At 38.4% G+C, this 20,102-nt stretch carries 16 protein-coding genes; 3 read left to right on the top strand and 13 right to left on the bottom strand.

Going from position 1 to position 20,102, the window contains the following annotated elements:
- Positions 1–19 precede the first annotated feature (19 nt).
- The 9 genes from truB to gyrA form a co-directional block, all read right to left on the bottom strand.
- On the bottom strand, positions 20–898 hold the full coding sequence (truB, locus tag DXN33_RS02965; RefSeq protein WP_115904285.1) for a tRNA pseudouridine(55) synthase TruB: 879 nt from the start codon (positions 896–898) through the stop codon (positions 20–22).
- Between the two features lie 74 nt (positions 899–972).
- Positions 973–1,773: a hypothetical protein gene (locus DXN33_RS02960; protein ID WP_258864224.1), complete on the bottom strand. Its 801-nt coding sequence runs from the start codon at positions 1,771–1,773 to the stop codon at positions 973–975.
- 9 nt (positions 1,774–1,782) lie between these two features.
- Positions 1,783–2,589 (bottom strand): hypothetical protein, encoded by an 807-nt coding sequence (locus DXN33_RS02955; protein ID WP_115904284.1) that lies wholly within the window; start codon positions 2,587–2,589, stop codon positions 1,783–1,785.
- Between the two features lie 9 nt (positions 2,590–2,598).
- Positions 2,599–3,417, bottom strand: coding sequence for a hypothetical protein (locus tag DXN33_RS02950; RefSeq protein WP_258864223.1), 819 nt, complete (start codon positions 3,415–3,417; stop codon positions 2,599–2,601).
- A 26-nt stretch (positions 3,418–3,443) separates the two neighbouring features.
- Positions 3,444–4,718 (bottom strand): DUF2130 domain-containing protein, encoded by a 1,275-nt coding sequence (locus DXN33_RS02945; protein ID WP_115904283.1) that lies wholly within the window; start codon positions 4,716–4,718, stop codon positions 3,444–3,446.
- Positions 4,719–4,813: 95 nt separating this feature from the next.
- Positions 4,814–6,094: an O-acetylhomoserine aminocarboxypropyltransferase/cysteine synthase family protein gene (locus DXN33_RS02940; RefSeq protein WP_042751050.1), complete on the bottom strand. Its 1,281-nt coding sequence runs from the start codon at positions 6,092–6,094 to the stop codon at positions 4,814–4,816.
- A gap of 146 nt (positions 6,095–6,240) precedes the next feature.
- Positions 6,241–7,038 (bottom strand): formate/nitrite transporter family protein, encoded by a 798-nt coding sequence (locus DXN33_RS02935; RefSeq protein ID WP_061590110.1) that lies wholly within the window; start codon positions 7,036–7,038, stop codon positions 6,241–6,243.
- Between the two features lie 143 nt (positions 7,039–7,181).
- Complete coding sequence (locus DXN33_RS02930; RefSeq protein WP_033681684.1) at positions 7,182–7,925, bottom strand: class A sortase; 744 nt, start codon at positions 7,923–7,925, stop codon at positions 7,182–7,184.
- On the bottom strand, positions 7,925–10,393 hold the full coding sequence (gene gyrA, locus DXN33_RS02925) for a DNA gyrase subunit A (RefSeq protein WP_115904282.1): 2,469 nt from the start codon (positions 10,391–10,393) through the stop codon (positions 7,925–7,927). Before gyrA ends, DXN33_RS02930 begins: the two co-directional genes overlap by 1 nt.
- A 193-nt stretch (positions 10,394–10,586) precedes the next feature.
- Between gyrA and DXN33_RS02920 the strand changes: the two genes are divergently transcribed.
- Positions 10,587–11,573: an L-lactate dehydrogenase gene (locus tag DXN33_RS02920; protein WP_023942623.1), complete on the top strand. Its 987-nt coding sequence runs from the start codon at positions 10,587–10,589 to the stop codon at positions 11,571–11,573.
- Between the two features lie 681 nt (positions 11,574–12,254).
- Here the strand turns inward: DXN33_RS02920 and DXN33_RS02915 are convergent.
- Together DXN33_RS02915 and DXN33_RS02910 are read right to left on the bottom strand one after the other, a co-directional pair.
- On the bottom strand, positions 12,255–13,490 hold the full coding sequence (locus DXN33_RS02915) for a tetratricopeptide repeat protein (protein ID WP_049511092.1): 1,236 nt from the start codon (positions 13,488–13,490) through the stop codon (positions 12,255–12,257).
- Positions 13,480–14,646 (bottom strand): AI-2E family transporter, encoded by a 1,167-nt coding sequence (locus DXN33_RS02910; protein WP_115904281.1) that lies wholly within the window; start codon positions 14,644–14,646, stop codon positions 13,480–13,482. The genes DXN33_RS02915 and DXN33_RS02910 overlap by 11 nt, the downstream gene beginning before the upstream one ends.
- Before the next feature lie 153 nt (positions 14,647–14,799).
- On the opposite strand from DXN33_RS02910, the gene DXN33_RS02905 reads away from it, so the two are divergent.
- Positions 14,800–15,813, top strand: coding sequence for a lactonase family protein (locus tag DXN33_RS02905; protein ID WP_049493467.1), 1,014 nt, complete (start codon positions 14,800–14,802; stop codon positions 15,811–15,813).
- 283 nt (positions 15,814–16,096) lie between these two features.
- Here the strand turns inward: DXN33_RS02905 and tuf are convergent, their stop codons facing one another.
- Both tuf and DXN33_RS02895 read right to left on the bottom strand, forming a co-directional pair.
- A complete protein-coding gene (gene tuf / locus DXN33_RS02900) occupies positions 16,097–17,293 on the bottom strand; it encodes an elongation factor Tu (protein ID WP_001040726.1) in 1,197 nt (398 codons plus the stop codon).
- A gap of 206 nt (positions 17,294–17,499) precedes the next feature.
- Positions 17,500–18,609 (bottom strand): AI-2E family transporter, encoded by a 1,110-nt coding sequence (locus DXN33_RS02895; RefSeq protein ID WP_049493466.1) that lies wholly within the window; start codon positions 18,607–18,609, stop codon positions 17,500–17,502.
- Between the two features lie 102 nt (positions 18,610–18,711).
- Between DXN33_RS02895 and pbp3 the strand changes: the two genes are divergently transcribed.
- Positions 18,712–19,953 (top strand): D-alanyl-D-alanine carboxypeptidase PBP3, encoded by a 1,242-nt coding sequence (pbp3, locus tag DXN33_RS02890; protein WP_115904280.1) that lies wholly within the window; start codon positions 18,712–18,714, stop codon positions 19,951–19,953.
- Positions 19,954–20,102: the final 149 nt, after the last annotated feature.

Here is a 20,102-nt window from a genome sequence, read left to right as displayed (position 1 = left end):
TCCCTACACCTCAGTTAGACTAGCTAAAAACCTTCCTTGGCTTGTAGAGATTGTCCCGTTTTTCTAGAATGGCTAGCAATTTATCATCTTCAAAGGCAGCTAATTCTTGTTCTGTTTGTCCGAGTTCGATAAAACGACCAAAGCGTACTTCTGTAGCCTCTTCTTGAGTTAGGAAAACTTTGACAAGGTCGCCTGTCCCAATCTCTAGAGGATGAAGAAAGTCCAATTGACCAGCCTCCACTTTTTCAGCAATTTCTTCCAAGGTAAGAGCATCTTCTAACTGTAAACCCGCTGCACTAGTCCGAGTCAGATGTGACATATGGGCCGCATAGCCAAGTTTTTCTCCCAAGTCAACCGATAAGGTACGAATATAGGTTCCCTTGCTACATTTCACACGAAAAGTGAATCGTGCAAGATGACCCTCATAAGAAATCGGACTTGTCCGTTCAAATTGATAAATGGTCACCTGACGTTCTGGACGCTCCACTTCCTGACCAGCACGCGCATACTCATAGAGCTTGCGACCATTAACCTTAACCGCAGAGTACATAGGCGGAATCTGGGTAATAGGCCCAGTCAAGCTAGCGATTGCTTCATCGACAAGATTTTCATCCAAGGGCGACAAAACGGATGTCTCAGCAACCACTTCCCCACTAGCATCCTCTGTCGTCGTGGAATAGCCCAGAGTGATTTCCCCCTCATAGACCTTGCCCTCGTCCTGCATAAACTCGACCATGCGGGTTGCCTTGCCAACTGCAATAGGCAAAACACCCACCACATCCGGATCCAAGGTCCCACCATGACCAATTTTCTTTGTTCCCAAAATCTTACGCAGTTTAAAAACCGCATCATGCGAGGTCATCCCTGCTTCTTTTTTTAAGTTGATAATACCGTTCATATCTTGCTTTCTAATTCCCTTTTCACTTTACATCAACATATTCTATCTTAGACAGATTTTAAAACTATATCAGCTCATTTTTCTAAATACTTCCTAGCTTCCTGAACATAAAAGAGTTCTGGATTTTCATGAGCGATACTTTCAAACAAACTACGGGCACGAGCTTCATCTCCTTTTAATTGGGCATTGAGAGCGCCGTAATAAGAAAACATGATTCGAGCTAGCTTACTTTCTGGCTCAGTAATGTTAAAGTAGTCGTTCACTTCTTTATTGAACACAATATCTTTTATGGCTTGGGCTTGAGCAACAAGTGTAGCTTTGCCTCCTTTAAAATCTGGCGCCTTGGACAATTGTTCCTCAAAGAAAGCAATATCTTGCGCATCTTGAAGATGAATGGAAACTGTTAATAGTTCAAAGCTTGATATTAAAAACGCAGGGGTTCTGAATCTCTTCCAAATTTTTTTCAAATCATATTTGGACATATTTTCCTTGGCAGCTTGAAAATCTCCTTTTAAATAAGCCACTCGACCTTGGATAATTTGGTAATTCTCACGATATGTTGCCCTAAAGGGCTTAATAGATTTTTCTGATTGAACTCTTAACATGTCTACATAGAGCTTAAGATTAATAGAATCGTGTAACACTAGAACAATAACTTTGCTTAGGACAAAACGTAGGTATAAGATCCAGATGACTACAAGTAGCATCAGTAAAGCGAGTATTAAACCCCACCGTTTTGTTTCAGGTTGACGTTCTAAAAAAATTGCTAATGCTCCTATAATCATTGATATAATATAACTTAACTGACTAATAGTCTCAATTTGTAGAAGAGTGTTTTCTGTCGCCCTACTTACTATTTTTTTTACTAATTTCATATATTACTCTCATTTCACTAATTCTAAATATTTCTTCGCTTCCTGCACACAAAAGAGTTCTGGATTTTCATGGGCGATACTTTCAAACAGACTACGGGTACGTTCTTCATCTCCTTTTAGCTGGGCATTGAGAGCGCCGTAATAAGAAAACATGATTCGAGCTAGCTTACTTTCTGGTTCAGTAATGTCAAAGTAGTCGTTCGCTTCTTTATTGAACACAATATCTTTTATGGCTTGAGTTTGTGCAACGAGTTTAGCTTTGCCTCCTTTAAAATCTGGCGCCTTGGACAATTGTTCCTCAAAGAAAGCAATATCTTGCGCATCTTGAAGATGAAGAGAAACTTTTAATAGTTCAAAGCTTGATATTAAAAATGTATAGTTTCTTAATCTACCCCCAATTTTTTTCAAGTCATATTTGGACATATTTTCCTTAGCTGATTGAAAATCTCCTTTTAGATAAGCCACTTGTCCCTGAATAAATTGAAAATATTCTTGATACGTTGCCCTATAAATCTTAATCGATTTCTCAGATTGAACCCTAAACATGTCTTCATAGAGTTTAATATTAATAGCATCATTTAACATTAGATAAACAACTTTGCTAGATACAAATCTTAAATAAAATACAAAGACAAGAGCAAAAAAGTCAATAACTAATAATATGAGTCCCAATATTTCCAAATTGCTTTGAAATACTAAGAATACTGCCATCGCATCAACAACTAAGACTAAAAATACGCAAATTAGAATAACCCTATCAAGTTGTAGAAGAGTGTTTTCTGTCGCCCTACTTACTATTTTTTTAACTAATTTCATATATTACTCTCATTTCACTGATTCTAAATATTTTTTCGCTTCCTGAACATAAAAAAGTTCTGGATTTTCATGAGCGATACTTTCAAACAAACTACGAGCACGAGCCTCATCTCCTTTTAGCTGGGCATTGAGAGCGCCGTAATAAGAAAACATGATTCGAGCTAGCTTACTTTCTGGCTCAGTAATGTCAAAGTAGTCGTTTGATATTTTATTGCAATAGATATCAACAATAGCCTTTAAACTCAAAATTTCTTCCTGATATTTAAAAATTTTTGATTGAAAGTTACTTGTTAGACCTTCAATTTCTACCATCAATTCTTGCAATTCCATACAATCATTCAAATGAACCAAGTTTAGGATACTATAATACTTGATATTAAAAACATAGTACAGATTTTGGGATTTTTTTAGATTACTATTTTTTATTTTATTCAGCAATTCTAAACTATCTTGGAATAGTCCTCTATAAAAGGATACTTTTGCATTTGCCAAATATTTGGGAAGAATCTGAACATTTCTATTTAAAGAATTTGCATCAGCTCTAGCAACTATATCCTGATACTTTGTTAAATTGATATCCTCAAATAAAATTTCAATTAAAGCCCTATCTAGTAATAATTTAGATAGAAGAATAAACAATACAAGAAGGACAAGAAATACTGTTAATACCTTTGTGTAAGTGGTCGATGAATGGTTAAAAATATAAACATAAAACATTACTGTTGAAAACACTAAAAAATACAGCAAATATTTAAATATAATTTTAAGAAAAATTAATTCAATTTTATCAGCTGACCATGTTCTAATAATTTCTATAGTTCTTTTCATATAACACTCCTGTTTCTAAGGTAATACTACTCCCCCTGCAGCGCTTCAAACTTCGCTTTCATAGTTGGATTTTTCCGGGTCAATTTTTTGACGGAAACATCTTCCAATTTTTTGTTTGCAAGGCGAAGTTGGTTTTCTGATGTGGTTAGGAACTTCTTAACCTCTTCCATGCGTTTGATGGCCTTGTCGATTTCATCAATAGCTTTGCCAAAGTTGGTCGAAGCAGAGTTGTAGTTCTTGGCAAAAGCTAGTTTAAAGGCATCCAAGTCTTCTTCAAAATGCGTAATGTCAATATTTTGTTCGCGAACCAAGGCCAATTCTTGTTTGTATTTGAGAGAATTAAGAGCCGCATTACGCAAGAGTCCAATCAGCTGAATGAAGAACTGGGGACGAACCACATACATCTTTTCATACTCGTGGCTGACGTCAACAATCCCTGTGTTAAAGTAGTCATTATCGGCTTCAAGCATAGTCACCAAAACCGCATATTCACAGTTCTTTTCACGACGGTCCTTGTCTAATTCCTTGTAAAAATCTGCATTCTTGTGCTTCTTCTCTGTTCCGTCAGCTTCATTTTTCATCTCAAACATGATGGAAATGATTTCGACCCCATTTTCATCACATTCACGGAAGATAAAGTCCCCCTTAGACCCACGCGCAGAAACCTTGTTATCCTTTTCAAAGTAAGCATTTGGAAAGGCAAAACTACGGACCTTGTTAAACTCACTCTCTGCATAGTGTTCCAGACTTTCCCCGATAGCTTTTGTAGACTGCTGTGCCTTGAAATTCTTATAAAATTCGACTTGTTCACTGGCTGCTTTGAGCTGTGCTTCATAGTTTTGCTTAACAGAAGCAAGAGAAAGCTCGTTTTCTTTTTCTTGCAAGAGAAGCTGATTTTTAACCTGGTCTCGTTCTTTTTCTAGGTCGGAGAGGGTCTTCTGTAGTTGATTTTCATGCTCTAAACGTAAGGTCGCCAATTGGTTTTCCAAGGACTGTACTTCCTTATCCTTAGCCAATAAGGCCTGATTGCTTGTCTGTTCAACCTCTTTCTTGGCCAATTCTTTTTCTGTATCAAAGTTTTGGATTTGACTCTGCAATTGAGCAATTTCTTGGTCTTTTTGAGCTAGTTTAGACTGTTGTTCATTCATGGCCTTTTGCTCTGCCAAGGCCAGTTCCTGCTTCATGCGATTGTGTAGTTCCTTATCAAACTCTGCTGTTCTCACTTGGGACAAAAGTTCGGCATACTGACTTTCATTTACTGTAAAGACTTCCCCACAGTTGGGGCATTTGATTTCGTTCATATCGTTCCTCTTTCTAGACTTCTGTAACCATTATATCATGCCTGAGGGAAAATCAAAAACAGTGAGTCGAAACCCACTGTTTATCTTCTTTTTCTTTAAATTTTTTCCAAGGCCAAGCGCAAATCTTCGATCAAATCATCTACATTTTCAAGTCCTATTGACAAACGAATTTGGTTTGGTGTGACACCTGCTGCTTCTAGGTCTTTTTCTGACAATTGACCGTGAGTGGTTGTTGCTGGATGGACAACAAGAGACTTGGCATCTGCCACGTTTGCAAGGTCAGAGAAGATTTCTAAATGATCAATTACCTTGCGTGCTTCTGCCTCTCCACCTTTGACATGGAAGGTAAAGATTGAACCCACACCTTTTGGCAAGTATTTCTCAGCCAAGGCATGGTAAGGACTATCTGCTAGTTTTGGATAATTGACCTTTTCTACCTTAGGATGGTTGACAAGGAAATCAACAATTTTCTCTGCATTTTGTACATGACGTTCCACACGAAGAGAAAGGGTTTCAAGTCCTTGGAGTAAGAGAAAGGCATTAAATGGTGACAAGGCTGCACCTGTATCACGAAGCAATTGAACACGGACAGCGATAATAAAGGCTGCTGCCCCCACATCACGAGTATAGCTCAAGTTGTGATAGCTTGGGTCTTCCTCAACAAATTGAGGGAATTTTCCTGAAGCTGCCCAATCAAAACGCCCGCTATCGACAATCACTCCTCCAATTGTCGTACCATGTCCACCGATAAACTTAGTCGCAGAGTGAATGGCAATATCTACACCGTGAGAAAAAACGTTAATCAAATAAGGTGTAGCAAAGGTATTATCGGAAACAAGTGGAATCTGATGTTTATGAGCAATCTCAGCCAATTTTTCCAAGTCAGGAATGTTAATCAAGGGATTGCCCAAGGTTTCAATCAATACAAGCTTGGTATTGTCTTTGATCGCTGCTTCCACTTCCTCTAAATTATCCACATCCACAAAGGTTGTTGTGATACCATAACGAGGAAGGGTTTCTTTCAAGAGGTTGAAAGTCCCGCCGTAAATAGTTGATGCCGCTACTACATGATCACCAGCATGAGCAAGCGCCAAAATCGTATAAGTCACTGCAGCCATACCTGATGCGGTTGCAAGAGCTCCGACACCACCTTCAAGAGCAGCGATTCTTTCTTCAAAGGCAGCTGTTGTAGGGTTTGTGATACGAGTATAGATGTTCCCTGGTTTTCTCAAGGCAAACAAATCGGCACCTTCCTGCGTGTCATCAAAAACAAAGGATGTTGTCTGATAAATTGGCACTGCACGAGACTTGGTAGCTGGATCCACAACTTGCCCAGCATGTAGTTGCAAAGTTTCAAATTTAAAATCACGAGTCATAAAACGACCTCCAAATAGTTTGATTAAGGATATTGTAGCACCATAAGGTATAGTTTACAAATATCAGTTTTCTATATTTTGATATAAGAAATAGCTATTACCCTATTTTAAAAACGAAAAAGCACGACTTAATCGTGCTCATTTTCTTAATCTACATAAGTATCTTCATTTTTATTGAGGAAGGCATATGGAAGACCCATCAAGAGGCCTCCTCCGATAAAGTTTCCAATGAAGGTTACACCCCAGTGGCGAAGCATATTCCCAACACCGAAATTAGCAATTGAATCTGCTGCAACACTAAACTTAACAATCGCAAAAGAAGCAAAGTTCGCAGCAATGTGTTCGTTTGTTAAGAATACAAACATGTAAATAGCTGACAACACAAGCCAAAGTTTGGCACCACCATCTTTGACCAAAACAAATGAAAGAATCGCAATATTTACGAAAATATTTGCCAAAATCGCCTCAAGCAAGATTAATTCATTTGAACGGCCTAACTTCATCTCAACAACCCCTGAGATAAAACTATCGTGTGTCAGATGTGCATAAGCTGCTGAGTGGGCAAAGCCCCAACCTGCTATCAAAGCCCCGATAAGGTTGAACAAGGTACAGTAAAGTAAAATCTCAGCTGTTTTTCTCCAAGAGATTTTTTTCAAGAAACTACCAGCAGTCAAGAACATCATGTTTGATGTTACCAACTCGGCATTCAAGAAAACAATGTAGGCCAATCCCCAAGCAAAGACAAAGGGGAATAGGAAACGTCCACTACCTGGTGCAATTTTATTAATCAAGTCAGCCCCAACTGCACCCGCAGCTGTACTGAAGGTTAAAAAGGCACCTGCGAACATAGAACGAATCGCATACTTAAATTTGCTTTTACTATAAAGACTTTCCTTCTTCTTGCAAGCAAATTCAATCTTTGAGATAAATTCTGAAGAAACCATAATAAACTCCTAAAACTTTTATTTGTGATAATTATATCACAAACTTTAGAATTAAGGAAACGTTTTCTGTATTTCATAAAAGTTTATTTTATGAAAATATTAAAAGAATCAATGAAACTTAATCTTCACTGATTCTTTTAGAACTAATAAAATTGTTTATATGGTTGATTGAAGGCTGTCAAAATTTCGTCAGATGTTTGTGAATAATCTTTTGTTTCTTTCAAATCACCCTTTACAATGATCCGCTCAGTAGCCGCTGCATCCTCACAAGTTACTAAAGTAATTTCATCAACACCAGTTCGGTCATCAATTTCATCTACTCTATCTGGTGTAACTCGTTTCACTTCACTAATTTCATAGGTATACACTTTATTCTTATCTGTCAAGTGAATTTTCATCCCTTTTTTCGCACGATCTAGTGGAGAAAAAAGCATCTGACTAGCATTATCACCTGTGAAAATATGATGGCTAGCTAATGAATAATTCCCTTTACCCATTTCTTGGTCACGCTTCATGGTACCCGCACCATATAAAAGATTGACATTTGCAATCCCCTTAAAGATAGGTAAATTAATTTCAAGCTCAGGTATTGCAATTCCTCCGATAACAGGTAATTTTTGATTATCCCATTGAGAGGCTAAAACAGCTTCAGAGGAAATGGCTTTTACTGAATCAAAATCAAAATTTCCCTCTGTGTCCTGATTTTCTTCTATTTTTTCTTTTGATACTTGACTAACTTGGTATTTATTACTATTCCAAGCAATAAAGGCATCACGAATCTTTGCATTAAAAATTAAAGCAATAGAGATCAGTATGAGAAATACAGCCAAGATATTTGTCAGCAGATTTTTTCGTTTGATTTTCTTATTATTCTTTTTATGAGACATTATGCTTCACCTTCTGTTTCGTTTTCTGCCCCAACTTCTTCTTTTTCTGCCGCTGCAACCGTAGTAAAGGTTACAATTTTAGCATCTTGGTCCAGGCGCATCACTTTAACTCCCATAGTTGAGCGACCTGTTTGTGAAATATTGGCAACGTTAGTTCGAATCATGACACCAGTATCAGTAATAATCATCAAATCTTCATCACCTTTAACTGTCATAAGACCAGCAAGGGAACCATTCTTTTCAGTAATTTTAGCAGTTTGCATCCCTTTACCACCACGACCTTTTGTTGGATATTCAGTCGCAACGGTGCGCTTACCATACCCCTTTTCTGTGATGATAAGAACCTCGTCCTGGTCTGTAATCACACTAGCACCAACAACTGTGTCTCCGTCACGAAGGTTAACACCTTTCACACCAGTGGCGATACGACTCATACCACGAACAGCTGATTGATTAAAGCGAACTGCATAACCAAACTTTGTACCAATGATAATATCCGTGTCTTCTTCCGTCAACAATACATTAATCAACTCATCTTCATCCTTGAGGTTCAAAGCCTTGAGTCCATTCTGACGAATGTTAGCAAATTCCTTAACACTGGTTCTCTTCACAATACCATGACGGGTTGTGAAGAAGAGGTAAGCATCATCACTACGTTCAGATTCAACATTGATGATAGTCTGAATACTTTCGCCTTCATCCAGTTTTAAAAGATTGACAATCGGTAATCCCTTAGCTGTACGGCCATATTCAGGAATTTCATAACCTTTAAGACGATAAACACGTCCTTTATTTGTAAAGAAAAGTAGGTGATCATGGGTGCTGGTTGACACTAACTCACGAACAAAATCGTCATCCTTAACACCTGTACCTTGAACACCACGACCCCCACGTTTTTGAGCAGTAAACTCAGCTTGGTCTAGACGTTTGATGTAACCTTTGTTAGAAAGAGTGATCAAAACATCCGATTCTTCAATTAGATCCTCATCTTCAAGGCTTAAGACCTCACCGACCATCAATTCAGTACGACGTTGGTCACCAAACTTACGCTTGACTTCATCTAATTCATCCTTGATGATTTGAGAAACACGTTCCGGCTTAGCAAGAATATCTGCTAAATCGGCAATCAGAGCCAAGAGATCATCATACTCAGACTGAATCTTATCGCGTTCCAATCCAGTCAAACGACGAAGACGCATATCAAGAATGGCTTGACTTTGACGTTCAGAAAGCTTGAATTTACTCATCAACTCAGCTTGTGCTTCCGCATCCGTTTCACTAGCACGGATAATACGAATCACTTCATCGATATGGTCTAGCGCAATTAAGAGACCTTCTAAGATATGCGCACGCGCTTCTGCTTTTTCCTTATCAAAACGGGTACGACGAACAACCACTTCTTTTTGATGTTCGATATAAGCATCCAAAATCTGACGAAGGGACAAAATCTTCGGTACACCATTTTGGATAGCAAGCATATTGAAACCAAAGTTGGTTTGCATCTGGGTCATCTTGAAGAGGTTATTGAGGATAACATTTGCGGATGCATCTCGTTTGACCTCGATTACGAAACGAACTCCTTCACGGTTTGACTCATCACGGACTGCTGTGATGCCCTCAATGCGTTTTTCCTGAACCAAACGAACAATATGCTCATGCACCTTTGTTTTATTGACCATGTATGGAAATTCTGTTACAACGATGCGCTCACGGCCAGTCTTAGTTTCTTCAATTTCAGTACGTGAACGAAGGACAATCGAACCTTTACCTGTTTCATAAGCCTTATGAATACCTGATTTCCCCATAACAAGAGCACCAGTTGGAAAATCTGGCCCAGGTAAGACTTCCATCAAGTCCTTAGTGGTCACTTCAGGATTGTCCATGACCAACTTCACTGCATCAATGGTTTCACCCAGGTTATGAGGTGGAATATTGGTTGCCATCCCAACCGCAATACCAGTAGCTCCATTGACTAAAAGATTTGGAAAGCGTGCTGGCAAGACCAAGGGTTCACGTTCATTGGCATCATAGTTATCAACGAAATCAACTGTATTTTTGTTAATATCACGAAGCATTTCCAGAGCAATCTTGCTCATACGTGCCTCAGTGTAACGCTGGGCGGCAGCACCATCACCATCCATGGAACCAAAGTTCCCATGACCATCTACAAGCATGTAACGGTAACTCCACCATTGAGCCATACGAACCATGGCTTCATAGATAGAGGAATCCCCGTGTGGGTGATATTTACCCATGACATCCCCTGTAATACGAGCAGATTTTTTATGAGGTTTATCTGGAGTAACACCCAATTCATTCATTCCGTAGAGAATCCGACGGTGAACAGGTTTCAAGCCATCTCGAACATCAGGAAGGGCCCGCGCTACGATAACACTCATGGCGTAGTCGATAAAGCTCGTCTTCATCTCCTTTGTCAGATTGACATTCACTAAATTTCTATCCTGCATTAATAAATGCCTCATTTCACTATTAGTATAAAATATATTATACCATAATGTCCGCCATATTTCAGGTATCTAAAACCACTAAAACGTTTACATCAAGAACTGCAAAGCATATCCGTGACAAAGCTTTTTAAAAGTGATAGAATTGAAATAACTGGGGAAATCCCTGAATAAAATTAAGGAGATGTTTAGAATAATGACTTCAACTAAACAACACAAAAAAGTTATCCTTGTCGGTGATGGTGCTGTAGGTTCTTCTTACGCTTTTGCACTTGTTAACCAAGGAATTGCACAAGAGCTTGGAATTATCGAAATTCCACAATTGCATGAAAAAGCTGTTGGTGACGCGCTTGACCTTAGTCACGCCCTTGCTTTCACTTCACCTAAAAAAATCTATGCAGCTCAATACTCTGACTGTGCAGACGCTGACCTTGTTGTAATCACTGCAGGTGCGCCTCAAAAACCAGGTGAAACTCGTCTTGACCTTGTAGGTAAAAACCTTGCTATCAACAAATCAATCGTAACTCAAGTTGTTGAATCAGGTTTCAAAGGTATCTTCCTTGTTGCTGCTAACCCCGTTGACGTCTTGACTTACTCAACTTGGAAATTCTCTGGATTCCCTAAAGAACGCGTTATCGGTTCAGGAACTTCACTTGACTCAGCTCGTTTCCGTCAAGCACTTGCTGAAAAATTGGATGTTGATGCTCGTTCAGTGCACGCCTACATCATGGGTGAACACGGTGACTCTGAGTTCGCTGTTTGGTCACACGCTAACATCGCTGGTGTAAACCTTGAAGAATTCCTTAAAGACACTCAAAATGTTCAAGAAGCTGAATTGATTGAATTGTTCGAAGGTGTTCGTGACGCAGCTTACACAATCATCAACAAAAAAGGTGCAACATACTACGGTATCGCAGTAGCTCTTGCTCGTATTACTAAAGCAATCCTTGACGATGAAAACGCAGTACTTCCACTTTCAGTATTCCAAGAAGGTCAATACGGAGTTAAAAACGTCTTTATCGGTCAACCAGCTGTTGTTGGTGCACATGGTATTGTTCGTCCAGTAAATATCCCATTGAACGACGCAGAAACTCAAAAAATGCAAGCATCTGCTAAAGAATTACAAGCTATCATTGACGAAGCATGGAAAAACCCAGAATTCCAAGAAGCTTCTAAAAACTAATTGTAACTAGGTTCTCATTAAATGAGAACTCCATACCGAAGACAAACATTATTCTAGTGTTTGTCTTTTTTATTTCTCCAGATCTCCTATCCTTAAAAAATTTGAAACCTCTGCAAAATACTTTTCAATGCAAAAAAGTTTCCCGCCCTGTTTTCCGTGGTTTTTCCGATCTAAGTCAATCTTAACTTCCACATAAACTTAGCTTGATTATCAAAACTTTGTGAGTATATTTGCGGTTATTGGATACGATTCAGTCATAGATGAAGGAAAATCAATAACTTGTCCAATCTGACTAAGAAAATGTTCTTGCGGAACGAGTTCATCTAGCGTGTAAAAGACAACCTGATTGCGGTTATTGTCTGGATTTTCTTTATGAAACATAGGAAACATCTCACAACTTTTCTGACATCTATTATACGACTTTAGAAAAAATGCCCTTAGAAACTTTTAGTCTAAGGGCTTTGTTTTCAGTCTGAGTTTCTTATAAAATGAGAACTTTTCTTTTTTTTGTTATAAAATCTAAGATTGTGCTTTTAAAAATATTACTTATCTCACTTCTTATGTATTGTATTGTAAATTCGAATACAAACACAATAACTCAAATATACTCTCACCATACAATAGATAAAATAACCTGTAGATGATACTATGAAAAATGATAAGATATAGCTTTAAAACATTTTATTCCTGCAATCTCTCATACAATTCTTGCATTTGTACATCATCTGGAACCAGTTTTAAGTAAGCTTGCGCATTGACTTTTGCTTCTTCAAAATAACCCAATTCACGCAAGAGATAGATATAGGGTTCCAGAAACTCTGGATTATCCTTTAAATCTCCTGCCAACTCTTGATAATGCTCGTAGGCAGTATCCAAATCGTCCATTTCTTGATAGGAACGAGCAATCATCCACTTGGTCAAAAGATTCTCTGGCTCATCATTTTGCAAGTCTAGAATGTCCTCATAACGTTCCTGTTCTAGATAAATAGTGGCTAGACGGAGTAAGATTTCTTCCGTATCCTCAGCGTCTTCTTTTGCAGTAAGGAGGTAGTTTTCTGCACCACTGGCATCATGCAATTCATAAGAGAATTGTGAAGCAGCCAGCAAGAGGCGAGTTTCAAAGGGATTTTTCTCTAAGCCTTGCTTAGTGATACGCAGAGCTTCTTGAACTTGATGTTCCTTATGTAAGGCCTGACTGTAACCATACTCATATCCTTCAAAATCAGGTGAAATGGTATCAAGTTGCTTAAAGTAGAGGACAGCTTTTTGGTATTCTTCTCTATCAAAGTAAAGACTGGCCAACTCAAAAGCTGTTAGGTCATCGTATTCTAACTCCAGGGCTTTTTCTAAAAACTCTGTAGCTGTTTCAAATTTCCCTAACTGGGCATAGGCAAAGCCAATCCGTTGATAGGTAGAAATGCCTGTTTGCTCATAAATAGTACGATTATCTAACTGGGCATAGCCTTGAATAGCTTCTTGGTAATTTTCCAACTCACTATCCAACTCTGCTAATCCCAATATCAAGAGAGGATCTTCTGAGTAAGTCAAGGCCTCCAATAATTTCTCACGCGCCACATCTGTCAAACTTTCCAGCTGGTAAAGGTCTGCTTTAAGTGCCAAAGCTGAAACATACCAGTCACTGTCTGCTTGGATTTCTTCAAGATAAGCAAAGGCTTCTTCGATTTGACCATCCTCGCTAGCAATTGCTGCTAGATTAAGATTAACCTCTGGAAAATCCTCTACGATTTTCAGGTAAATTTCCTTTGCCTGAGGATAAAAACCAATCCCTTCAAGATAAGTAGCTAACTCATACAGAAGGTCACTTGGATCATTTTCTAAAGCTTTGACGAAATAGTGCTCAGCCTTGGTTAAATCTTGCTCTTCCAAGGCCTGTAACATCTGTTGACTATTGTTCACTCTTGATTTCCTCTCCCTCTAGTTCATATAGGCCACTGACTACCTTATACCATTCAAAAATGGCTGAAATGACAACTTTAGCAGAGGCATAAACTGGAATACCGAGCAAGACTCCCCAGATACCAAACATGGATCCTGAAGTTAACAAGACAAAAAGAACATTAATAGGATGGATGTTTAATTGACTTCCCAAAATCAATGGAGAGACAAAACGGCCTTCAATAGTTTGTTCTACGATAAAGACAATCACTACTTTTAAAAGCATGACTGGCCCAGCAATCAAGCCCAATACTAGGGCAGGAAGCATGGCTAAGAAGCTACCCAAATAAGGAACCAGATTTAAAATACCAGCAGTAACCCCCAACGTAACTGCATAGCGTAAACCAATAATCTTGAAGAAGATGATAAACATTACTGCTACAATAATAGCCACTGTTACTTGTCCTCTAACATAGTTGGACAACTGTTGATTCACATCTGACAAAACCTGTCCTACAGGTTCCTTCAATTTCGTTGGCATGAATTGGGTTAAATAGTTACGCAAGCCTTTCCCATCACGCAAAAGGTAAAAGAGCATGAAAGGAACGATAATCAAGGCAACAATCACTTGAGATGCCCCGCTAATAAATGCACTCACCCAGTTGACAGCCTGAGATGAAACCTTACTTGCCCAAACTGTAGCCTGACTAGAGAAGTTTGTTAAAACTTGCTCTAATTGAGGTCTGAAATCATCTGGTAAACGCTTGGTGACCAAATCATTAACAACTCTGTCTGCATCTTCGAGGTAGACTGGAACATTCCTTGCAAAACTTAAAACTTGACGTTGCAGATTTGGAATGGCGACTGCCAAGCCCCAAATGATAAAGAGAGCGATGATGACAAAGACAATACTGATTGCGATGACACGATTAATCTTATGCTTCTCCATCCAATCAACGATAGGATTTAATAAATAATATAGCAAACCAGATAGAATGACTGGCAACATCACGACTGCCAAAAAGTCTAAAACAGGTGAAAATAGAAAACTAATCTTACTTAAAATAAACAGATTGAGTCCCAATAACAAAGTTACTAAGAATACCGTAATTGCCTTGTTATCCAAAAACCACTTGAAAAACCAAGATAGGCTAAAATGTTTCTCTTTTTGATCCATAAATACTTCCTTTCTATTGTTCTCTCATTATACCATTTTTAAATCAAAATAACTGTTTTTTAAAGTGCTTACATACTACTCAATTGCACCGCATAGCATATTATAAATTCATTTTGTGATATAATAGACTTATCTTTATAAAGAGGTAAAGTTATGAAAGAAACTGTTTATTTTGGAACTTACACACGTCGGACTTCCCAAGGGATTTACAAGGCAGACTTCGATACAGAAACTGGTCAGCTTTCAAATCTAGAACTTTTTGCAGCTGAGCCAAGTCCGACCTACCTTGCCTTTGACCAACACCAACATTTATACACTGTTGGTAGTCAAGACGATAAGGGGGGGATTGCAGCCTATCAAACTGATGGAACCTTATTAAATCATGTCGTGGAAGAAGGAGCTCCCCACTGTTATGTTGCCGTTGATGAAAAGCGTGATTTGGTGTACGCAGCAAACTACCACAAGGGACAGGTCCTTGTTTATAAACGTCAGGAAGATGGTCGTCTTCTACTTAGTGATGTGGATCAACACAGTGGCCAAGGTCCACATGAAAATCAAGCTTCTCCACATGTTCACTATACAGATTTAACACCTGACCACTATCTAGTGACTTGCGACTTGGGAACTGACCAAGTCATCACTTATGATCTCGATCAAGAAGGAAAATTATCTAAACTCTATACCTATCACAGCCAGCCAGGAGCAGGCTCACGCCATATTATTTTCCATAACCATTATAAAATTGCTTATCTCATTTGTGAACTTAATAGCACTATCGAGGTTCTAATCTACGATGGTGTTGGCGAATTTGAACGCATGCAAGTCATTTCAACTCTACCAGACGGTTATGAAGGCTTTAATGGTACTGCTGCTATTCGTCTCTCTAAAGACGGTAAATACCTCTACGCTTCTAACCGTGGTCATGATTCTATCGCAGTATATACAATCCTTGCGGACGGTAGTTTAGAGTTGCTAGAAATCGTTCCGACTCATGGTCAGACTCCACGTGATTTTGATTTGACACCGGATCAAGAATTTGTCATTGCTATCCATCAAGACTCTGACAATGTAACCGTCTTTAAACGCAATCCTGAAACTGGTCGTCTAGCAGAACTTTCTAATGACTTCCATGTCCCAGAAGCGGTCTGCATCAGATTTGCTAATTAACATAATTATAACTGACCAACTAACGGAGCTACACACCAAAGACAAACATCATTTTAGTGTTTGTCTTTTTTATATCTACAAATTACTCCCCCCAAAAAAAGATGGAATCTTTCTCAAAACAATTTTTCCATGAAAAGTAAAAATATTTCACAGCCATCATTTATTTGTCTCACACCTAACGGAGCTAGACGAACTAATAGTGACATAATGAAAAAGAACCTTGCAAAGCAAGATTCTTTTAGTGTCTGACTTAAATAATTGTTCTTCTGGGAACTAAATCGAATTAAGCTTCGATTTCTGTAACCATACCTGAACCAACAGTACGTCCACCCTCACGGATAGAGAATGTAGTACCTTGTTCTACGGCGATTGGGTGGATCAACTCAACGTCGATTGTCACGTTATCACCAGGCATTACCATTTCAGTACCTGCTGGAAGTTCGATTGAACCTGTAACGTCAGTAGTACGGAAGTAGAATTGTGGACGGTAGTTGTTGAAGAATGGAGTGTGACGTCCACCTTCTTCTTTAGTAAGGATGTAAACTTCACCTTTGAATTTAGTGTGTGGGTTGATTGAACCTGGTTTAGCGATAACTTGTCCACGTTCGATTTCGTCACGTTGAACACCACGAAGAAGGACACCTACGTTATCTCCGGCAAGACCTTCGTCAAGTTGTTTACGGAACATTTCAACACCAGTAACAACTGCTTTTTGAGTTTCTTCTTTGATACCAACGATTTCGATTTCGTCGTTGACTTTAACGATACCACGGTCGATACGTCCTGAAGCAACTGTACCACGTCCAGTGATTGAGAATACGTCTTCGACTGGAAGAAGCAATGGTTTGTCAGTGTCACGTTCTGGTTCTGGGATGTACTCATCAACTGTGTTCATCAATTCCATAACGATGTCTTCGTATTTAGTGTCACCTTCAAGGGCTTTAAGAGCTGAACCTTGGATAACTGGAAGATCGTCACCTGGGAAGTCGTATTCTGACAATAGGTCACGGATTTCCATTTCAACCAATTCAAGCAATTCTTCGTCATCAACCAAGTCAACTTTGTTCATGAAAACGATAAGGTGTTTAACACCAACCTGACGTGAAAGAAGGATGTGCTCACGAGTTTGTGGCATTGGTCCGTCAGTTGAAGCTACTACAAGGATAGCTCCGTCCATTTGAGCGGCACCAGTGATCATGTTTTTAACGTAGTCCGCGTGTCCTGGAGCGTCGATGTGAGCGTAGTGACGTTTTTCAGTTTCGTACTCAACGTGCGCAGTGTTGATTGTGATACCGCGTTCGCGTTCTTCTGGAGCAGCATCGATAGACGCATAGTCTTTAGGTTGGTTAACTGATGAAGGCAAGCGACGTGCCAAAACAGTTGTGATAGCTGCAGTTAGGGTAGTTTTACCGTGGTCAACGTGTCCGATAGTACCAATGTTAACGTGTGGTTTACTACGATCGTATTTTTCTTTTGCCATTTGAGTAAAAGCCTCCAATAAAATATATTTTATAGATAGACAGTAGGCAATACAGTCTAACTTTCCTTACTATTTTATCAAATTTCAGCTAAATTGCAAGTGTTTTACAAAGTTTTTGTGAATTATTCTTAATCTACTAGTCTAAACGCCACTTCCACTCCTATCACTTGCCTAAATAAAAAGAAAAATCAGGAATTTCCTGACTTTTACTTAGCTAATTCGCTTTCTCGTTCTTTCATTATTTTATGATTTTCATACAAACGTGATAAAAACTTAGAAATTTCTTTCAAGATAGAATAGGTTGGTACTGCGACAATCATGCCAATGACACCATAGATATTACTTGATAACAAAAGCAATACTAAAATCGTAATTGGATGAACCTTCATTACCCCACCAACGATTCGAGGGTAGAGGATATTTCCATCTACTTGTTGAATAATCAGCATATAAACAACTGCAATCAGCATTCTATGAGGATCAGTAAAGACATTAGCGATAATCATTGGAATCAAGCCAATACTTGGTCCTACATAAGGAATGAGATTGGCTAATCCTGAAAAGATGGCGAAGACCAAAGCATATTTTAAACCAATAATACTATATCCAATAAAGGCCAAACACCCAATAATAATCGCATCAATTGCAACTCCACTAATATAGCGAGCAATTGTCGCATTCAAATTCTTTAAAAGACCTGTAATATGCAGCTTATCTCTCTTTAAAACAGTACGTTCAAGCATCGGCAAGAACTTGTTACCGTCTAACAAAAAATAAATTAAGAACACAGGGGTCATGATAATAATCAAAACGGTACTAAAGAGCGCAGATAAGACACTTCCAACACTATTCGTCACACTATTTAAGATATTTTGTAGAATATCTACATAGGATAGATTTAATTGTTGAATTGTCGCTTGAATATCTAAATTTTGAAAGGCTGGATAAGTAGATAAATCCACAATCAAATCTTGCAAACGACTATAAATTGTCTGACTTGTTGCTATCAAACTGGTCAACTGATTAATCAAAATCGGTAAAAGATAAACTACCCCAATAACTAGCCCCCAGACCAAGGCACACAAGGTTAGTAAAATACCAATGATACGGTTAATTTTGAAATACTTTTGTAAAAAATTTACAATAGGATTGGTCAAATAATATAAAAAACCACCTAAAAGAAAGGGAATCATTATAGTGTTTGCAACGCTTACAAAAGGTGTAATAATCGATCCCATCTGTCTCCATAAATAGAAGATGATGGTTAATAGTAAAATCTCACTGGTCCAAAAAAATAATTTATTCTTACGAAACATGAAGTACCTCCATTCATCTATTTTACCACACTTTCAAAAAAGCTTCTTTCTTCTATCATGAAACTGGGAATATTTTTTTCTTTATGATAGAATAAACTTACTATGAAAAAAATTATTTTAACTCTATTAAGCCTTTCCGTTATTGGTTCAGCATCTACTGTTGCTGCTCAAGATTTTAATATTGCTGCTAAACATGCCATTGCTGTTGAGGCAAATACTGGTAAAATTCTCTATGAGAAAGATGCAACCCAGCCAGTTGAAATTGCTTCAATCACAAAGTTAATTACTGTTTATCTTGTCTATGAAGCCTTGGAAAACGGCAGTATTACACTATCAACTCCGGTAGATATTTCTGATTATCCTTACAAATTAACGACAAATTCTGAAGCGAGTAACGTTCCTATGGAAGCTCGTAATTATACCGTCGAACAACTGCTCGAAGCAACCCTGGTATCTAGTGCCAACAGTGCGGCTATTGCCCTAGCTGAGAAAATTGCAGGCTCAGAAAAAGATTTCGTCGATATGATGCGGGCAAAACTATTGGAATGGGGAATTTCGGATGCAACTGTTGTCAATACGACGGGGCTTAACAATGAGAGTCTAGGTGATAACATTTACCCAGGCTCTAAAAAAGATGAGGAAAATAAGCTCAGTGCTTATGATGTCGCTATCGTTGCTCGCAACCTCATCAAAAAATACCCACAAGTCTTAGAAATCACGAAAAAACCTTCTTCTACTTTTGCTGGAATGACAATCACTTCAACCAACTACATGTTAGAAGGCATGCCTGCTTACCGCGGTGGTTTTGACGGACTTAAGACAGGAACTACAGACAAAGCTGGAGAGTCTTTTGTTGGTACTACTGTCGAAAAAGGCATGAGGGTTATCACAGTTGTTTTGAATGCGGATCATCAAGACAATAATCCTTACGCTCGCTTCACAGCTACATCTTCACTAATGGATTATATCTCTTCTACATTCACACTTCGCAAAATCGTTCAGAAAGGTGATGCCTATCAAGATAGCAAAGTCCCTGTACAAGACGGAAAAGAAGATACAGTCACTGCTGTTGCTAAAGATGATATCTCTCTAATTGAACGTGTTGGAGGTCAATCTACCCAATCTATTCAATTCACACCTGATTCTAAGGCAATTCCAGCACCACTTGAAGCCGGAACAGTGGTTGGACATTTGACTTATGAAGACTCAGACTTGATTGGTCAAGGTTACATCACCACAGAACGTCCTAGTTTTGAAATGGTAGCAGAAAAGAAAGTAGAAAAAGCCTTCTTCTTAAAAGTTTGGTGGAATCAGTTTATCCGCTTTATCAACGAGAAGCTATGATATAATAAACTTCTTAAAGCTAAAAAATAAATATTATGTTTAAAGAAAAAGAAGGGGAATCTGTATAATACAGAACTCCCTTCTTTTTTTAAACTTAATTTATTGATAGCAAAAATCCCCTAAATCTTAGATTAATACTATCTAAAATC

The organism is Streptococcus sp. NM (assembly GCF_003390135.1).
Taxonomy (GTDB): domain Bacteria; phylum Bacillota; class Bacilli; order Lactobacillales; family Streptococcaceae; genus Streptococcus.
Note: the sequence above shows the minus strand (reverse complement) of the source record. Positions and strands in the feature narration are given on the sequence as shown.